The organism is Marmoricola sp. OAE513 (assembly GCF_040546585.1).
GTDB lineage: Bacteria > Actinomycetota > Actinomycetes > Propionibacteriales > Nocardioidaceae > Marmoricola.
In genome coordinates, this window is sequence record NZ_JBEPOC010000001.1 from 178,511 (window position 1) to 195,465 (window position 16,955).

The 16,955-nt window shown below is 70.5% G+C and carries 13 protein-coding genes; 7 read left to right on the forward strand and 6 right to left on the reverse strand.

Annotation, left to right across the window (positions count from 1 at the left end):
* Nucleotides 1-11: 11 nt before the first annotated feature.
* The gene (locus tag ABIE44_RS00910; RefSeq protein WP_209713506.1) at nt 12-1,214 is read left to right on the forward strand and encodes an MFS transporter; all 1,203 of its coding nucleotides are present in this window, start codon (nt 12-14) and stop codon (nt 1,212-1,214) included.
* A 9-nt stretch (nt 1,215-1,223) separates the two neighbouring features.
* Nucleotides 1,224-2,525 carry a D-arabinono-1,4-lactone oxidase gene (locus ABIE44_RS00915; RefSeq protein WP_209713504.1) on the forward strand — a complete coding sequence of 434 codons (1,302 nt, stop codon included), beginning with the start codon at nt 1,224-1,226 and terminating at the stop codon, nt 2,523-2,525.
* Here the strand turns inward: ABIE44_RS00915 and ABIE44_RS00920 are convergent, their stop codons facing one another.
* Nucleotides 2,526-3,155, reverse strand: coding sequence for a trimeric intracellular cation channel family protein (locus tag ABIE44_RS00920; protein ID WP_209713502.1), 630 nt, complete (start codon nt 3,153-3,155; stop codon nt 2,526-2,528). It abuts the gene before it with no gap.
* Between the two features lie 98 nt (nt 3,156-3,253).
* On the opposite strand from ABIE44_RS00920, the gene sepH reads away from it, so the two are divergent.
* The 3 genes from sepH (at nt 3,254) to ABIE44_RS00935 (ending at nt 6,825) form a co-directional block, all read left to right on the forward strand.
* Nucleotides 3,254-4,420, forward strand: coding sequence for a septation protein SepH (sepH, locus tag ABIE44_RS00925; RefSeq protein ID WP_209713500.1), 1,167 nt, complete (start codon nt 3,254-3,256; stop codon nt 4,418-4,420).
* A 168-nt stretch (nt 4,421-4,588) separates the two neighbouring features.
* The gene (locus ABIE44_RS00930; RefSeq protein ID WP_209713498.1) at nt 4,589-6,595 is read left to right on the forward strand and encodes an SDR family oxidoreductase; all 2,007 of its coding nucleotides are present in this window, start codon (nt 4,589-4,591) and stop codon (nt 6,593-6,595) included.
* Nucleotides 6,596-6,657: 62 nt separating this feature from the next.
* The gene (locus tag ABIE44_RS00935) at nt 6,658-6,825 is read left to right on the forward strand and encodes a hypothetical protein (RefSeq protein ID WP_209713496.1); all 168 of its coding nucleotides are present in this window, start codon (nt 6,658-6,660) and stop codon (nt 6,823-6,825) included.
* Between the two features lie 6 nt (nt 6,826-6,831).
* Here the strand turns inward: ABIE44_RS00935 and ABIE44_RS00940 are convergent, their stop codons facing one another.
* Nucleotides 6,832-7,656, reverse strand: a complete 825-nt coding sequence (locus ABIE44_RS00940; protein WP_209713494.1) for a sulfurtransferase — start codon at nt 7,654-7,656, stop codon at nt 6,832-6,834.
* A gap of 16 nt (nt 7,657-7,672) precedes the next feature.
* Between ABIE44_RS00940 and ABIE44_RS00945 the strand changes: the two genes are divergently transcribed.
* Entirely contained in the window at nt 7,673-8,326 is a 654-nt protein-coding gene (locus tag ABIE44_RS00945; RefSeq protein WP_209713491.1) for a thymidine kinase, read from the forward strand.
* 290 nt (nt 8,327-8,616) lie between these two features.
* On the opposite strand, the gene ABIE44_RS00950 is transcribed toward ABIE44_RS00945, so the two are convergent.
* The 4 genes from ABIE44_RS00950 to ABIE44_RS00965 form a co-directional block, all read right to left on the reverse strand.
* On the reverse strand, nt 8,617-9,759 hold the full coding sequence (locus ABIE44_RS00950; protein WP_209713489.1) for a hypothetical protein: 1,143 nt from the start codon (nt 9,757-9,759) through the stop codon (nt 8,617-8,619).
* Nucleotides 9,760-9,900: 141 nt separating this feature from the next.
* Nucleotides 9,901-11,022, reverse strand: a complete 1,122-nt coding sequence (locus tag ABIE44_RS00955; RefSeq protein WP_354437733.1) for an alkaline phosphatase family protein — start codon at nt 11,020-11,022, stop codon at nt 9,901-9,903.
* 4 nt (nt 11,023-11,026) lie between these two features.
* On the reverse strand, nt 11,027-11,605 hold the full coding sequence (locus ABIE44_RS00960) for a DUF5998 family protein (protein WP_209713485.1): 579 nt from the start codon (nt 11,603-11,605) through the stop codon (nt 11,027-11,029).
* Between the two features lie 38 nt (nt 11,606-11,643).
* On the reverse strand, nt 11,644-14,385 hold the full coding sequence (locus ABIE44_RS00965) for a bifunctional acetate--CoA ligase family protein/GNAT family N-acetyltransferase (RefSeq protein ID WP_209713483.1): 2,742 nt from the start codon (nt 14,383-14,385) through the stop codon (nt 11,644-11,646).
* A 115-nt stretch (nt 14,386-14,500) separates the two neighbouring features.
* Here ABIE44_RS00965 and ABIE44_RS00970 point away from each other — a divergent pair, with 115 nt between their 5' ends.
* Nucleotides 14,501-16,954, forward strand: a complete 2,454-nt coding sequence (locus tag ABIE44_RS00970) for a DNA gyrase/topoisomerase IV subunit A (protein WP_209713481.1) — start codon at nt 14,501-14,503, stop codon at nt 16,952-16,954.
* Nucleotide 16,955: the final 1 nt, after the last annotated feature.

Consider the following 16,955-nt stretch of genomic DNA (forward strand, 5'->3'; position numbering starts at 1 on the left):
CTCGACCGGTCATGCTCGACTCCTACCGCCGCGTCTTCGCCCACCGAGGTTCTGCCGCCTTCTCCGCCACCGGACTGGTCGCACGCCTCCCGATCGCGATGATGACCCTGGGCATCGTGATCCTGGTCAGCGAGCTCACCGACTCCTACGGACTGGCCGGTCAGGTCTCGGCCGCCTTCGTGATCGGCAACGCCGTCGTCGCGATCCCGCACGGCCGGCTCGCCGACCGGTGGGGCCAGACCCCGGTGCTCTGGCTGGACGCGATCGCGTTCGCCGCGACCACCGCACTGCTGATCACCTCGGTCACCGAGGACTGGTCGCAGCCCTGGTCGCACGTGCTGGCGGCGCTCGCGGGTGCCGCGATGCCTCAGGTCGGCTCGATGGTCCGCGGCCGCTGGGCACACGTCGCGCAGAACGACGAGGAGCGGCACACCGCGTTCGCCGTCGAGGCCGTCGTCGACGAGGTCGTCTTCGTCACCGGCCCGGCGCTGGTGACGTTCCTGTCCACGCTCTACGCCCCGCAGACCGGTCTCCTGGTCGCCCTCGGCCTCGGCACCGTCGGCACGGTGGCGCTCGCGGCCCAGCCGCGGACGGCACCGCCGGCGCACCCGGTCGAGCACAAGGACGCCACCGAGCCGCTCCCCTGGCGGCTGATCGTCCCGATCGCGCTGGGGGCGACCGCCATGGGCGCCCTGTTCGGGGCGATCGAGGTCGGCACGGTCGCGGTCGCCGAGGACGCCGGGCACAAGGCCGTCTCCGGTCTCCTGCTGGGGGTGTTCTCGTTCGGCAGCCTCGTCGCCGGCGTGGTGGCCGGCGCCCTCACCTGGAGGACCAGCCCGTTGCGGCGGTTCCAGACCGGCATCGGACTTCTGTCCGGCAGCATGCTGGTGCTGCCGTTCCTGTCGAACCTGGTGCTGCTCGGTGCCGTCCTGTTCGTGATCGGCACGGCGCTGGCGCCCTCGCTGATCGCGATCGTCTCCCTGGTGGAGGCGTCCAGCCCACGGTCCCGGCTGACCGAGACGATGGCCATCTTCCAGACCGGTATCTCGGCGGGACTCGCGCCGGGTGCGTTCGTGTCCGGCCTGGTCGCCGACCACGCGGACGGGTCGGCGACGTACTGGGTCTGCGTCGGTGCAGGCGCGCTGGCCCTGGCGGCCGCGCTGAGCTGCCGCGAGCCCGAGCCGCAGCCGGTGGTCGCCCCGGTCGGGGACTAACCTGCCGCCATGACGGCACACGCCTGGCGCAACTGGTCCGGACTCACCACCACCGCACCGACCGAGGTCCTGCACCCGACGACGACCGAGGACGTGGTCGGAGCGGTGCAGCAGGCCCGTGAGCTCGGCACCACCGTCAAGATGCCCGGCACCGGCCACTCGTTCACCGGGATCGCCGCGCCCGAGGGAATCATGCTCGACCCCTCCGAGCTGTCCGGCCTGATCGAGGCCGACGCCGAGAACCTCACCGCCACCGCGTACGCCGGCACTCCCCTGCACCTGCTCAACAGCGCGCTCGCCGAGGCGGGACTGTCGCTGCACAACATGGGCGACATCGCCGAGCAGACGATCGCCGGAGCGACCTCGACCGGCACTCACGGGACCGGCGGCGTCGTCGCCTCGCTGTCCGCGCAGATCGCCGGGCTCGAGCTCGTCACCGGGACCGGCGAGACGATCCGGGCCACGGCCGAGGAGAACCCCGACGTGTTCGCCGTGGCGCGCCTGGGCCTCGGGGCGCTCGGCATCCTCACCCGGATCACCTTCAAGGTCGAACCGCTGTTCACCCTCGAGGCGCACGAGTTCCCGATGCTGTGGGACGAGGCGATCGCCGAGTTCGACCGGATGGCCGAGGAGAACCACCACGCGGAGCTCTACTGGTTCCCGCACACCGACCGGATCCTGGCCAAGGAGAACAACCGGATCCTCGACGAGGCCCAGCCGGTGGGTCGGTTCCGTGGTTGGCTCGACGACGAGCTGCTCTCCAACACGCTCTTCGGTGTCGTCAACAAGATCGGCAACCGGCGCCCGGGCTGGATCCCGAAGATCAACAACATCTCCGGCCAGATGCTGTCGGAGCGGACCTACTCCGACGTCCCGCACAAGGTCTTCACCAGCTCGCGGTCGGTGGTCTTCCGCGAGATGGAGTACGCCGTCCCGCGCGAGGTCGGGCTCGAGGCGCTGCGCGAGGTGCGGAAATGGATCGACTCCTCGGGCATCAACATCAGCTTCCCGATCGAGGTCCGCACGACGCCCGCCGACGACATCGCGCTGTCGACGTCCTCGGGCCGGGAGTCGATGTATCTCGCGTTCCACATGAACGCCCAGACCGACCACACGGCCTACTTCGCGGGCGTCGAGAACATCCTGCGCGGGTACGACGGCCGCCCGCACTGGGGCAAGCTCAACACCCGCACGGCCGCCGACCTGGAGCCGGCGTACCCGCGCTGGGGCGAGTTCCAGGCGGTCCGGGACCGGCTCGATCCGGACCGGGTGTTCAGCAACGCGTACCTGCGTCGGGTGCTCGGGGACTGATCAGACGCTCGCCGGACCCCGCGCGATCGGTGCGCGCCAGTTCCGCAGGATCGCGCCGACCCGCCACCCGAAGCAGAGCAGCACGCCGGGGATCGCGATGACCGCGAGCGTCCAGCCCTGCTCGTGCGCGAGCACGGCCCAGGCGGCCCCGGCGAGCGCCGGGGTGGCGTAGAGCTCGCTGGAAAAGATCACCGGCACGCGCCCGGCGAGCAGGTCGCGCAGGATGCCGCCGCCTATTCCGGTGAGCATGCCCATCAGCGCGGCCGGGACCGGCGAGAGCCCGTAGTCGAGCGCCTTGAGCGCCCCGGTGACGCAGAACAGGCCGAGGCCGGCTGCGTCGAAGACGCTGACGACCCGTTCCATCCGTCCGATCGTCGGGTGGAAGACGAAGGTGACCAGCCCGGCCGCCACCGGCACCAGGAGGTAGCGCCAGTCGTCGAGGGCGGCAGGCGGCGTCGCGTCGATGAGCACGTCGCGCAGGAACCCACCACCGAGCCCCGTCGCGCCCGCGAGGACGAGGACGCCGAACACGTCGAGCTGCTTGCGGACGGCGACCAGGCCGCCGGAGATCGCGAAGACGAAGATCCCGACGAGATCGAAGCTCACGAGGAGCGGCGAGTCGCCAACCATGGCAGCAGCCTAGGCGGCGCGCAGCACGCGTCGGGTCCGCCGTACTGGGCCTGGCGAAAGGTAGGCTCGACGCACGCGCAACGAAGGAGTCGGCAACGATGCAACACCTCACCCCGGTGGGGCTGACCGAGGACGGCAAGGACGTCGTCCTGACCAGCCCGACGGGCGAGGAGTTCTCCGTACCGGCCGACGATCTCCGAGCCACCCTCGGCGAGGCGGCGAACGAGGAGAAGCCGGCCGAGCGCAAGGACCAGGGACACGGATTCGCCCAACCGGTACGACGAGGCCAGGAGATGAGAATGGAAAGCGCACTGCGACCGCGCGACATCCAGGCCCGGATCCGGTCCGGTGAGACCCCCGAGGCCGTCGCCGCCGCTGCCCAGACCACCGTCGACGGGATCATGGCTTTTGCGGCGCCGGTGCTCGCCGAGCGTGCCCACGTCGCCGCCACGGCCGTGAAGTCCTCCATCCGGCGCGCCACCACCGAGGCCAGTCCCGTTGCGCGCACCCTGGACGACGCCTCGCGCCAGTACTTCAGCACCGTCTCCGTCCGCGCCGACGACGTGGAGTGGGACGCCTGGCGGCGCGAGGACGGCCGCTGGAACCTCGTCGGCACGTACGTCGTCCGCGGCACCGAGCACCGCGCCGAGTTCACCTACGACATGCCCGGGCGCTACGTCCTCGCCGACAACGACGACGCTCGCCTGCTCACGGGCGAGTCGGTGCCGACTCCCGCCGCCCCGGAACCGACCCGTCGGCTCAGCGCAGTCCCATCCGGCGACGTCGACGAGCTGCCGCTGGGTGACGACGCTCTGGAGCTGGTCCGCGAGCGCGACGACGAGCCTGACGAGTCCTCGGTGAACACCTCGGACCTGAGCGAGACCGTCGCCGCCGTGCGCCAGTCCGCACCGGTGCACGAGCCGGCGAGCCAGCCGACCGACGACCCGATCGCGGATCACGCCGACGCCGACTGGATCGCCGAGGTCCCCGCGGAGCCTGCCCGTGAGCCCGAGCCGGTTCACGAGACGATCAGCTTCTTCGAGCCTGAACTTGAGCCCGAGCCGGAACCGGAGCCCACTCCCGAGCCGGTCCACGTGCGCGAGCGCGAGCCCGCGTCGTACGACGAAACCTTCGACGAGACCGATCCGCTGCCCGTCGAGGAGCCCGAGGCTCCGGCAGCCGAGACGCCCGCTCCCAAGAAGAAGGGCCGCTCCTCGGTCCCGAGCTGGGACGAGATCATGTTCGGCGGCGGCAAGCACGAGTGATCGGTCCGGGCACGGTCTCCGGCCCACCTGTCCGGACCGATTCACGCCTACGGTGGCGTAGGTAGTTACCAGCCAGTAACATCGCGCCAACACGTGACGCGGAGACGCGTTCGCAGTTGAATGAAATCTCCGTCCAGACCCCGATCACCGCGACAGTGAAGAGGCACCATGTCCTACTTCGTCACCGGCGCGACCGGCTTCATCGGTCGCTACCTGGTCACCGAGCTCCTCGAGAACCGCAAGGGCACGATCTACCTGCTCTGCCGCGAGAGCTCCCGGGAGCGTCTTGACGCGCTGATCACCCTCTGGGGAGGCAGCAACCGGCTCGTCCCGGTTATCGGGGACCTGCGCGCCGACCAGCTCGGCGTGGACCCGGACTGGATCGCTGAGAACACCGGCAAGATCGATCACTTCTTCCACCTCGCCGCGATCTACGACATGACCGCGAGCGAGGAGATGAACGAGGAGCTCAACGTCGGGGGCACCCGAGCCGCGCTGTCGCTGGCCGAGGCCGTCGACGCGGGCGTGTTCCACCAGGTCTCGTCGGTCGCCGCGTCCGGTGACTACCGCGGCATCTTCGACGAGTCGATGTTCGACGAGGGCCAGGGCCTGCCGTCGGCGTACCACCGCACGAAGTTCGAGTCCGAGAAGATCGTGCGCACCGAGAGCCGGGTCCCCTGGCGGGTCTACCGGCCCGCGATCGTGGTCGGGCACTCCGAGACCGGCGCCATCGACAAGATCGACGGCCCCTACTACTTCTTCCCGATGTTCAAGATCATGCGGGACAACCTGCCGTCCTGGCTGCCGTTGGTCGGCGTGGACCTGGGCGACACGAACGTGGTCCCGGTCGACTTCGTCGCCAAGGCGATGGACCACATCGGTCACCTGCCGGACCGCAACGGCGAGGCGTTCCACCTGGTCAACCCGGAGCCGCAGAACACCGTCGACCTGTTCAACACCTTCGCCGCGGCCGCCAAGGCGCCGCAGTTCGCCGTACCGGTGGACCGCAGCGTCACCAACCGGTTGCCCACCGCGCTGCTCCCCCGCAACCTGCGCCCCGGCGCCCTGGTCGGCGCGATCCTCAAGACCGCGCCGGCGCACCTGGCGCTCAACCAGACGCTGGGCCGCTTCGGCATCCCGGCCGAGGTCCTCGAGCACGCGTCGTTCCCGTCGGTCTACGCGTCGAAGTCGACGCAGAAGGCCCTGGCCGGCTCCGGCATCGCGGTGCCCGACCTGGAGTCCTACGCCTCGACGCTGTGGTCCTACTGGGAGGAGATGCTCGACGAGTCGATCAAGTCCGACCGCACGGCCGTCTCCGCCCTGAAGGGCAAGACGGTCGTCATCACCGGCGCCTCCTCGGGCATCGGTCTGGTCACCGCCGTCCAGGTCGCCAAGGCCGGCGCGATCCCGATCCTGGTCGCGCGCGGCAAGGACAAGCTGGAGCAGACCAAGGCGCTGATCGAGAGCCAGGGTGGCCAGGCGCACGCCTACGGGTGCGACCTCTCCGACCTGCAGGCGATCGACGCGCTGACGACCCAGCTCAGCAACGACTTCGAGCACATCGACTACGTGGTCAACAACGCCGGTCGATCCATCCGCCGCTCGCTGAAGCTGTCCGAGGACCGGTTCCACGACTTCGAGCGCACCATGCAGCTCAACTACTTCGGGGCGATCCGGCTGATCATGGGGCTGCTGCCGAAGATGCGGGAGCAGCGCTCCGGGCACATCGTGAACATCTCCTCGATCGGCGTGCTCACCAACCCGCCGCGGTTCAGCGCGTACGTCGCCTCGAAGGCCGCGCTGGACGCGTGGAGCAACGTGGTCTCCAGCGAGCTCGTAAGTGACGGCGTCTCTTTCACCTCGATCCACATGCCGCTGGTCCGCACGCCGATGATCGCCCCCACCAAGATGTACGACAGGTTCCCGACGATCAGCCCCGGCCAGGCCGCGGCGAAGGTCATCAGTGCCCTGGTCGACCGGCCGCACGAGATCAACACGATGACCGGCAACCTGGGAGCGCTGGCGCACACCCTCGCCCCGAAGGTCGCCTTCCGGGTGCTGCACCTCGCCTACCAGATCTTCCCCGACTCGGCTGCTGCGCGCGGTGACGCCCCGACGGCGCCCACCTCGGAGCAGGCGATGATGGCGCGCGTCCTCAAGGGCGTCCACTGGTAACCGAGCCGGGCCCCGAGACCGGGAGGGACGACGCCTCGTTCACCCGGACGTTCGTCCGGTCGATGCTGTTCCGGATCGGGCTCGCCCTGGGCGCCATGGCGCTGTCGTACGGCGGCGCCGCCCTCGGTGAGCTCACCGACACCGAGTGGGGTCCGTTCCTCGGCGCCCTGGTCGGGCTGGCGGTCGGGATCGGGATCGTCGTGGTCGTGCTCCGCCGCAGCGGCGACTGAGGGCAGCTAGGGCTGGTGACCGGTAGCGACCGGTCTGCTCGGGTCAGCGACCCACTCGCTCCACGAACCCGGGTAGAGAGCCGCCTCGATCCCGGCGTGCGCCAGCGCCAGGATGTCGTGGGTGGCAGTGACGCCCGACCCGCAGTAGACGCCGACCTCGGCGCCCGACGCGACACCCGCGGCCTGGTAGAGCGCGGCGATCTCGGTCCCGCTGCGGAAGCTGCCGTCGACGCGCAGGTTGGTGCCGGTCGGCACGTTGAGAGCGCCGGGGACGTGCCCGGCGACCGGGTCGACGGGCTCGGTCTCACCGGCGTACCGGTCGGCGTTGCGGGCGTCGATCAGGACCCTACGGTCGGCGAAGGCCAGGACCTCGTCGGTCTCGATGACGGGAAGAACCCCGGGGCCGGGCTGGAAGTCCCCGGTGTGCGGAAGGCGCATCCCGTCCTCGACCTCGCCCCCGGCGGCGACCCACGCGGACCAGCCACCGTCGAGAACCCGGACGTCCGGATGGCCGTGGTGCTTGAGGAGCCACCAGCACCGTGCGGCTGCCCGGCCCTCCCAGTCGTCGTACACGACCACGGGCCGCTCGGCGAAGACGCCGACGCTGCGCATGGCCGCGCCGAACGCCTCCGGGTCGGGCAGCGGGTGCCGACCGCGCTCCCCCGGAGGCGCCGCGAGCGCGGTGTCCAGGTCGACGTACAGGGCGTGCGGGACGTGCCCCTCGACGTACACGGCCACGCCGCCGGGACCCCCCATCCGGTAGCGGACGTCCAGGACGGTGACGCGGCCGAGGAGCGCGTCGAGTTCGGCCGGTGTGACGAGAGGGCTCATGGCACAATCCTCCCCGATGGCTGAACTCCACTTCTTCACCGGCACGATGGACTCCGGGAAGAGCACGCTCGCGCTGCAGACCAACCACAACCACGCGGCTCGTGGTCGGATCGGCCGGATCTTCACCACCCACGACAGGGCCGGCGAGGCCATCCTCTCCTCACGCCTCGGACTGGAGCACGACGCCCTCGAGGTCACGCCTGACTTCGACTTCTGGCACTACGTCGTGGACTCCTTGACGCACGGCGCCCGGATCGACTTCCTGATCTGCGACGAGGCCCAGTTCTACGCCCCCCGCCAGATCGACCAGCTCGCCCGCGTCGTCGACGAGCTCCAGATCGACGTCTTCGCGTTCGGCATCATGTCGGACTTCCGGACCGAGCTGTTCGACGGATCTCGGCGTCTGGTCGAGCTCGCCGACCGCACCCACGTCCTCCAGGTCGAGGCGCTCTGCTGGTGCGGGAAGCGCGCGACGCACAACGCGCGCACCGAGAACGGCGAGATGGTCACGGAGGGCGAGGTCATCGTGGTCGGGGACGTCGACGCGCAGGACGTGGAGCCGGCGGAGGTCGCCTACGAGGTGCTGTGCCGCCAGCACCACCGTCGTCGGATGACCGCAGCGCGTGCGCAGGCCGTCTCCATGGTCAGCGAGCCCCTGCCCTTCAGCTGACCTCCCGCCGACCGGGCACAGATGTCCCAGCCCAACCCGCCGACCGGGCACAGATGTCCCAGCCCAACCCGCCGACCGGGCTCAGATGTCCCGCCCCAACCCGCCGAGCGGGCTCAGATGTCCCAGCACGTCGGGACATCCCAGACCTCTCGGCGTCACCACGCGGGACATCCCAGACCTCTCGGCGTCACCACGCGGGACATCCCAGACCTCTCGGCGCCACACGGTGGGACATCCCAGACCTCTGGGCGTTACACGGTGGGACATCCCGGACCTCTCGGCGTGACGGGTCACTCCGGGGGCGTGCGCTCCGCCAATGCCTCGCGCCAGCGGGGGGTCAGCGGGATCATCCGGCCGAGGTCCGCGATCACGGCATCGATCTTCTTCGGGCGGGCCGACGCGTCCACGTCGAGCTCGCGGGCGGTCCGGTCCCACAGGGCATCCGCGGCGTCCTTGACGGCGTGCTTGTCCGGGTCGGCCGCCTTGCGCGCCAGCCGGGGCAGCGACGCAGGAACCGGCAGCGCATCCAAGGAGCCGTGCACCTCGTAACCGCCCGCGGTGATCGCGTCCCTGATCCGCTGGTTCGAGGCTCGCGCGAACTCGGCCGCCCTGCGGTCCAGCGCGGGCTTGCCCTCGGCCTGACGGCGTGGGGTGAGCGCGTCCCAGACCAGCGGCCGCAGACCGATTCGGTAGACCGGCGCGGGGACACCCATGAGGTACGGGTTCAACCGGCGCATCACCTCCGCGCTGGCGTAGCCGAGCGAGGAGTTGTCGAAACGGTGCTGGACGTCGACGGCCAGGCTCGGATCCACCCCGATCGCGCCGGCGAACCGGTTCCAGAGCTCCTCCTTCGGAGCGGTCCGGTCCGGTGTCGTGATCACGTCGAGCTTGCCGACGCCGGGGTGGGTTCCCCAGCGCTCGAGCATCAGGTCGACCCGCTGGGCCCGGGTGTAGCCCTTGGCAGCGTGGGTGTTCGCGTCGTCGCGCTTCTGCCGTGACGGGTCGATCCGCTGCAGGTACGTCGACCACGGATCCACGCCGAAGCGCCGTACGTAGGACTGCCACTGGGCGGGGATAGCGGCGAACTGGTCACGGACCGTGAGGACGACCTGCACGTCCATGCCCTCCAGCGGAGCCATGAAGGCGTCGACCTGGTGGCGCTTGGCGAAGCTCATGAACTCCATCGAGACGATCGCGGCCTCGCCGTCGAAGTCCCGGGCCTCCTGGACCAGCGCACGCCACTCGTCGTGCCTCTCCGGCCGTTTCGGCGTAGCCAGCACACGCTTCACCGCGCTGACCTGGGCCGGGTAGGACTTCGCGAGGAACAGCAGGCCGGCGCGCTCGTGGATGTCCGCCGTCCAGTACAGGACGGACTGGACGAAGCTCGTACCCGTCTTCATCCCGCCGACGTGCAGCACGATCCGGTCAGCCATCGTCCGATTGGTCCTCTCCGCACACGAAAATGGCTGGTCGGACCGGTGCAGTTGGTCAGACTGGGCCAGGAAGTTCCACCTTCTCATCCCGACAGCGCGAGTGCACGTCTGGCCGTTACGCGGCGCGGCGGGCCCGACGGCTCAGCAGATCAGGATCGGGATCTCCATCTCCGCAGCCGTCAGCGAGCCGTGGAAGCCGACCAGCGAGTTCTCGTACGGGAAGTCGGTCATGCTGATCAGCGCGGTCCGTCCGCGGGCCGCGACGACGACGTCTCCCAGACGGGGACGCACCTGCGGGTTCACCGCGCCGAACCAGCCACGCTCGATCGCCTCGTCGCGCGCGAGCACCTCGGCCCGCTCGCCGAGGAAGCCGCGCCAGGTCGCCAGGACGTCGTCCAGCGCGCGGCTCGGGCAGTAGAGGTGGCGGAAGCGGGCTTCTCCCCCGACGAGCTGGACGCCGTCGCGCAGCTCGTGGTGCTCGTCGATGTCGATGCGTTCCTCGAGCGGGCAGTCGATCATGCCGTGGTCGGCGACGACGACCAGCCGGATGCCCGGGTCGAGCGACTCGCGCAGCTGCTCGACGCTGGCGTCGACCGCGGAGAGCTGGGCGCGCCACTGGGGCGAGTCCACGCCGTACCGGTGTCCGGTCCAGTCGAGGTCACCGTCGTACAGGTAGGTGACCGAGGGCGTCTGGGCCGAGGCGGCGACCGCCGCCGCAATGCGCTCGCCGACCTTGTCACCCTCGACGAACTCGGCGCCCCGGAACCCGCTCAGGGTCAGGCCGGAGTCCAGGAACTCGTGCTTGCTGACAACGGTGGCACTGACTCCGACGCTGCGCAGGCGCGCGAAGGCACTCGGGTGCGGCTGCCACTCGCCGGGGTCGACGACCTGCTTGTCCCAGAAGAGGGCGTTCAGCAGCGTCGTGGTGCCCGGGACGCGCGAGGTGAACCCGACCAGGCCGTGCTCCCCGGGAGTCATCGCCGTGCCGAGCGAGGTGAGGCTGGTCGCCGTGGTCGACGGGACGCCGGCGACGCCGGGTTCGTTCAGCAGCGCTGCCAGGTACGGCGCGTGCTCGGCGTGCTCGGCCACCAGGCGGTGACCGAGGCCGTCGACGAGCAGGATCACGTACTGGCGGGCAGGCGGCAGCACCAGGTCGGTGTGGTGGAAGCCGACGTCCGCGCCCAGTGCCGTCGCCACCGCCGGGAGGATGTCCCCCAGGCTGCGGCCGCCGTACGCGGGCTCGACGAAGCCGGAGGCGCTCACCGGGTCACGCCGAGGTGCTGGCCGAGAGGCTCTCGGCGAAGGCCAGCAGCCGGTCCACCGACTCCTGACCATCGGCGGCCGAGCTCACCCGGAGGGAGAAGTCGTCGGAGGCCAGCACACCGGTGTACCCGTGGTCGGCCTCGCACTGCGGATCCGAGCAGGTGGCGGGCTCCAGGTCGACCCGGTTGATCCCGCCCCAGCCGATCGTCACGACGGCCTCGGCGGGGGCCGGCAGGGCAGCTGCGGTGACGGTGGCCGGGTTGGCGACCATCCGGTTCACGACCACGGACTTCACCTGGGACAGCTTCACCGCCTCGGTGGAGGTGGAGGTGTACGGCTCGGGCAGGAGGTCGTCCGGCGCGTGCTCGTCGGTGTGGCAGAGGATCAGGCGCGTCGGGGTCAGCACGACCACGGTGATGTGACGGCGCACCTCGTCGCGGTCGATGGTCGGCTCGTGGTGCACCAGGTAGGACACCACCGTCTCGCCGGCGATCGCCGCGTCGACCCCGGCACGCACGACCGCCGGGTAGTAGCCGCTCTTCTCGATGGCGGTCGCGAGATCGCCGGTCTGGTCCTCAGTCACGGGCGTCAGTGTGTCACGCCGCCCTCCCGGGCACCCGGTCAGGACGGCGCGACGACACCGTCGGGAATCGTGTCCCCTGGGTGCACGTTCATCCGCCGCGTGAACCAGTCCGAGCGCGGGTCCACGACGGGGAGGACCTGGATGGACGCGTCGAGCACCGCGACGCCGTCGGGAGTCGCGTGCACCAGGCTGAGGTCGACCGCGCAGACCTGCTGGAGGTCGTTCTTGAGCTGGGCGACCCGGCGGAACAGGTCCTCCACCGCCTCGACGTCGACGGGCTCGCTGCCCCGGTGGCCGAACAGCAACGGAGCGGCCTTGACCGAACGGACCGCCTCGTGGGCATCGAGCGCCGTGATCGGCGGGATCCGGTAGGCGAGGTCGCCGAGCAGCTCGGTGATGGCACCGGCCACCGAGAACGAGACCGCGGGCCCGAACAGGGGGTCCTCCAGGCCGTCCAGCTGCACCGGTACGCCGGGAGGTGCCGTCCGCATCACCACGAAGCCCGGGTCCTCGACGGTGGAGGCGATCTTGCTGAGCTCGTCGTAGGCGTGCGCCATCTCGTCGGCGTCCGCGATGTTGCGCCACACGTGCGCGAGGTCGGGCCGCTGCCGCAGCGGCTCGGCGGTGGCCTTGAGCACGACGTCCCACCCGAGGTCGGCCGCGGCCGCGACGGCCTCGCTCGCGCTGGTCACGGAGATCCGGTCCCACAGGTCGATGCCGTAGTAGCCGAGCAGCTCCTTGCACTCGGCGAAGGTCAGCTCGCGTCCGCGCGGGTTCTCGATGAGGAACTCGGTGAGCATCCGGGTCGCGGCGTCGAGGTCGATGTCCTCGAGCACCTCGTCCTCGTCCGGCTGGCGTGCCAGCCAGGCGCCGTACTCGACGACGCGGGAGAGAGCCCGGACGGCCTGCTCCACCGCCGGGTACGACGGCACCGAGCCGCGTCCGGCCGTGTTGCCGGCGAGGTCTGGGACGCGCAGCAGCTCGGGGACACCCTCGCGCCCGAGGAACGTCGCCACGATGGGCTTGTCGGACTGCTCGGAGACCGCGGCGAGCGCGTTGGCGACCTCGGCTCCCCCGGAGTTCAGCGGCGGGATGTAGATCGCGACGACACCGTCGACGTCGCGGGAGTCGATGAGCTTGTCGAGAGCCTCCTCGAAGTCCTCCGCGGTCGACTCGACGCCGAGGGCGACCTGCTGGGTGACCTGCAGACCGCTGGCTGCGGCGGCGTCCGAGGCGAGCAAGCCCAGGGCGTCGGAGTTGCCCACCACGCCGACCTTGGAGCCCCGCGGGAGCGGCTGGTGGGCGAGCAGCTGGGCGACGTCGAACATCTCGTCGAGGGTGTCGACCTGGATGACGCCCGCCTGTCGGAACATGGCGTCGACGGCCGCCTGGGGCGCCTCGATCGTGCGAACCACGTGGCCCATCGGCACACCCTGGGTGGTGCGGCCGGACCGGACCGCGATGACGGGCTTGCTGCGCGAGACGCGGCGGGCGATGCGCGAGAACTTGCGCGGGTTTCCGATCGACTCCAGGTAGAGCAGGACGACCTCGGTGGCCTCGTCCTCCTCCCAGTACTGCAGCAGGTCGTTGCCGGAGACGTCGGCACGGTTGCCGGCACTGACGAAGGTCGACAAGCCCAGGCCGCGGCCGCGGACCTTCTCGAGGATCGCGGACCCGAGCGCACCCGACTGGCAGAAGAAGCCGGCCCGGCCGCGCGGAGGCATCACCGGGGAGAGCGAGGCGTTCAACGACACGTCGACCGCGGTGTTGATCACGCCGAGCGCGTTCGGTCCGATCAGCCGCAGACCGTAGGACCGAGCCAGACCGGCCAGGCGACGCTGGCGATGCCGGCCCTCCTCACCCGTCTCGGCGAAACCGGAGGAGATCACGATCAGGCCGTGCACGCCCTTGGCCGCACAGTCCAGGACGACGTCCTGCACCGCGTCGGCCGGGACCGCGACGATCGCCACGTCGACGTCGCCGGGGATGTCCCCCACCCGCGCGTACGCCGGCATCCCGGCCACCGCCTCGGCCGTCGGGTTCACCACGTAGACGCGACCGGAGTAGTCGCCGAGCACCAGGTTGCGCACCAGGGCTGCACCGATGGTGTCCGAGCGACGGGAGGCACCGATGACCGCGACGCTGCGTGCCGAGAGGAACGCCTCGATCGAGGCTGCCTCGGCCCGGTGCTCGCGGGCGGCCATCACGCCCATCGCGGTCTCGGTCGGGTCGATGTTGAACTCGAGGTGCATGATCCCCTCGTCCCAGTCCCCGGCCACCTGGTAGCCCTGCTCGTGGAAGACCTGCAGCATCCGCTGGTTGTCCGGGAGCACCTCGGCGACGAACCGGTGCACGCCGCGCTCCCGCGCAGCCTGGGCCAGGTGCTCGAGCAGCTGCTGGCCGATGCCCCGGCCCTGGTGGGCGTCCTGCACCAGGAAGGCGACCTCGGCCTCGCCGGGCTCGAGCAGCTCGTAGCTGGCCACCGCGAGGATCTTCTCCGCGACGGTGAGCACGAAGGCGACCCGGGCGCGGTGGTCGACCTCGGTGAAGCGGCGCAGGTCGCGCTCGGACAGCGTCGGCATCGGCGCGAAGAACCGGAAGTACTTGGACTGGTCGGAGACGTCGGCGTAGAAGGTGACCAGGCCGTCGGAGTCCGACGGTGAGATCGGCCGGATGTGGGCCGTTCGCCCGTCCCGTAGCACGACGTCGGCCGCCCAGTGGGCGGGCCAGGTCTCCGCGGACCCGCCGGCCGCGGGGCTGGAGGAATCGGCCGCAGTCACACGAGCAATCTACCGGGCTCACGTAACGGACGTGTGACCAGATCGGCCAAGATCAGCGACCCGGTACGCGTGCCCCTGCACCGGATCGTCCGCCCCTGTTGGGAGAATGCGCCACATGGCTCGTCGTACCGCTGCTCCCCTGCCCGAAGACTTCGAAGAACACATCGTCGACATCGACGTCGGCGACGAGATGCGGGCCAGCTTCCTGGAGTACGCCTACTCGGTCATCTACGCCCGCGCCCTCCCCGACGCCCGCGACGGCCTCAAGCCGGTCCAGCGCCGGATCCTCTACGGCATGCACGACATGGGCCTGCGCCCCGACCGTGGACACGTGAAGTCCTCCCGCGTCGTCGGTGAGGTCATGGGACGGTTCCACCCGCACGGCGACACGGCGATCTACGACGCGCTGGTCCGTCAGGCGCAGTCGTGGTCACTGCGGGTGCCGACCATCGACGGCCACGGAAACTTCGGCTCGCCCGACGACCCGCCGGCAGCGATGCGGTACACGGAGTGCCGGATGTCCCCGGCGGCAGTCGCGATGACCGCCACCATCGACGAGGACACCGTCGACTTCCGCCCGAACTACGACGGGCGCGAGGTCGAGCCGTCCGTGCTGCCCGCCGCGATCCCGCACCTGGTGGTCAACGGCGCCGCCGGCATCGCGGTCGGCATGGCGACGAACATAGCGCCGCACAACCTGATCGAGACCATCCAGGCGCTCCGCCACCTGATCACCCACCCGAAGGCCGACCTGGACGCGCTGATGCGGTTCATCCCCGGCCCGGACCTGCCGACCGGCGGCAAGATCATCGGTCTGGACGGTATCCGGGACGCCTACGAGACCGGACGTGGTTCGTTCAAGATGCGCGCGACCACCCGGATCGAGTCGGTGAGCACCCGCCGCAAGGGCATCGTCGTCACCGAGCTCCCCTACGGCGTCGGCACCGAGCGCGTCATCGAGGCGATCAAGAAGCTCGTCCAGTCCAAGAAGCTCCAGGGCATCGCGGACGTGAAGGACCTGACCGACCGGGAGAAGGGCCTGCGCCTGGTCATCGAGGTCAAGAACGGCTTCCACCCCGAGGCCCTGCTCGAGCAGCTCTTCAAGAGCACGCCGATGGAGGACTCGTTCGCCATCAACGCCGTCGCGCTCGTCGACGGTCAGCCCCGCACGCTGGGCCTCAAGGAGATGCTCGAGGTCTTCCTCGCGCACCGCTTCGACGTGGTCCGCCGGCGCTCGACGTTCCGCCGCGGCAAGGCCGCCGACCGGCTGCACCTGGTGGAGGGCCTGCTGCTCGCCATCCTCGACATCGACGAGGTCATCCAGCTGATCAGGGCCAGCGACAACGCCGAGGCCGCCCGTGAGCGGCTGATGACGGTCTTCGACCTCACCGAGATCCAGGCCAACTACATCCTCGACATGCCGCTGCGCCGGCTCACCAAGTTCTCCAAGCTCGAGCTCGACAAGGAGCGCGACGAGCTGGTCGCCGTGATCGCGGGTCTCGACGAGATCCTGGGTGATGAGAACCGGCTGCGGAAGGTCGTCTCCGAGGAGCTGGCCGAGGTCGCCAAGACCTACGGCACGCCACGTCGTACGGTCCTGCTGGAGTCCTCGGGCGTCGTCACGACGAGCTCGGCCACGCCGTTGGAGGTGGCCGACGACCCGTGCCACGTGTTCCTCTCCTCCAGCGGGCTGCTGGCGCGCACCACCGACGTCGAGCCGCTCGGCGACGCCGGCGAACGAGCCCGCCACGACGTCATCTCCTCGCACGTGACTGCCACGGCGCGGGGCGAGGTCGGCGTGCTGACCACCCACGGGCGCGTCCTCAAGCTGAACGTGCTGGACCTGCCGACCCTGCCGCGCACCGCGAACCACCCGAACCTGCAGGGCGGCGCTCCGGTCGGGGAGTTCCTGACCCTGGAGGCCGGCGAGCGCCCGCTCGGGCTCACCACCTTCGCGGCCGACTCCCCCGGGCTCGCGCTCGGCACGGCCCAGGGCGTGGTCAAGCGGGTGAAGCCGGAGTACCTGTCCAACAAGGACGACTGGGACGTCATCGCGCTGGCCGACGGCGACCAGGTCGTCGGAGCACTGGAGCTGCGGACCGGCACCGAGGAGCTCTGCTTCATCACCGACGACGCGCAGCTGCTGCACTTCGGCGCGGAGGCGGTCCGCCCGCAGGGACGCTCCGGCGGCGGCATCGCCGGCATCAAGCTCTCCGGCAACGCGAAGGCGGCCTGGTTCGGCGTGGTCGAAGGCCCCGCGGCCGAGGCCGTGGTGGTGACCGTCTCCGGAGCGAGCACCGCCCTGCCGGGCACCGAGTCCGGGATGGTCAAGGTGACCCCGTTCGTCGAGTACCCGGGCAAGGGCCGCGCGACCGGCGGCGTCCGGTGCCACCGGTTCCTCAAGGGCGAGGACACCCTGGTGTTCGCGTGGGCAGGACGGGCGCCGGCGCGAGCAGCTGCAGCCAGTGGCGCTCCGGTGGACCTGCCCGCTGCGGACGGCAAGCGGGACGGCTCCGGCGTGCCCGGCAGCCAGCCGATCACTGCGTGCGCCGGACCCGTGGCAGGCTAGG

What these genes read in the sequence shown, in the direction of transcription:
- ABIE44_RS00915 (WP_209713504.1), top strand. Translation starts at nt 1,224, where the DNA reads ATGACGGCACACGCCTGGCGCAACTGGTCCGGACTCACCACCACCGCA.
- ABIE44_RS00950 (WP_209713489.1), bottom strand. Translation starts at nt 9,759, where the DNA reads ATGGCTGACCGGATCGTGCTGCACGTCGGCGGGATGAAGACGGGTACG.
- ABIE44_RS00935 (WP_209713496.1), top strand. Translation starts at nt 6,658, where the DNA reads ATGCTGTTCCGGATCGGGCTCGCCCTGGGCGCCATGGCGCTGTCGTAC.
- ABIE44_RS00930 (WP_209713498.1), top strand. Translation starts at nt 4,589, where the DNA reads ATGTCCTACTTCGTCACCGGCGCGACCGGCTTCATCGGTCGCTACCTG.
- ABIE44_RS00920 (WP_209713502.1), bottom strand. Translation starts at nt 3,155, where the DNA reads ATGGTTGGCGACTCGCCGCTCCTCGTGAGCTTCGATCTCGTCGGGATC.
- ABIE44_RS00910 (WP_209713506.1), top strand. Translation starts at nt 12, where the DNA reads ATGCTCGACTCCTACCGCCGCGTCTTCGCCCACCGAGGTTCTGCCGCC.
- ABIE44_RS00940 (WP_209713494.1), bottom strand. Translation starts at nt 7,656, where the DNA reads ATGAGCCCTCTCGTCACACCGGCCGAACTCGACGCGCTCCTCGGCCGC.
- ABIE44_RS00945 (WP_209713491.1), top strand. Translation starts at nt 7,673, where the DNA reads ATGGCTGAACTCCACTTCTTCACCGGCACGATGGACTCCGGGAAGAGC.
- sepH (WP_209713500.1), top strand. Translation starts at nt 3,254, where the DNA reads ATGCAACACCTCACCCCGGTGGGGCTGACCGAGGACGGCAAGGACGTC.
- ABIE44_RS00970 (WP_209713481.1), top strand. Translation starts at nt 14,501, where the DNA reads ATGGCTCGTCGTACCGCTGCTCCCCTGCCCGAAGACTTCGAAGAACAC.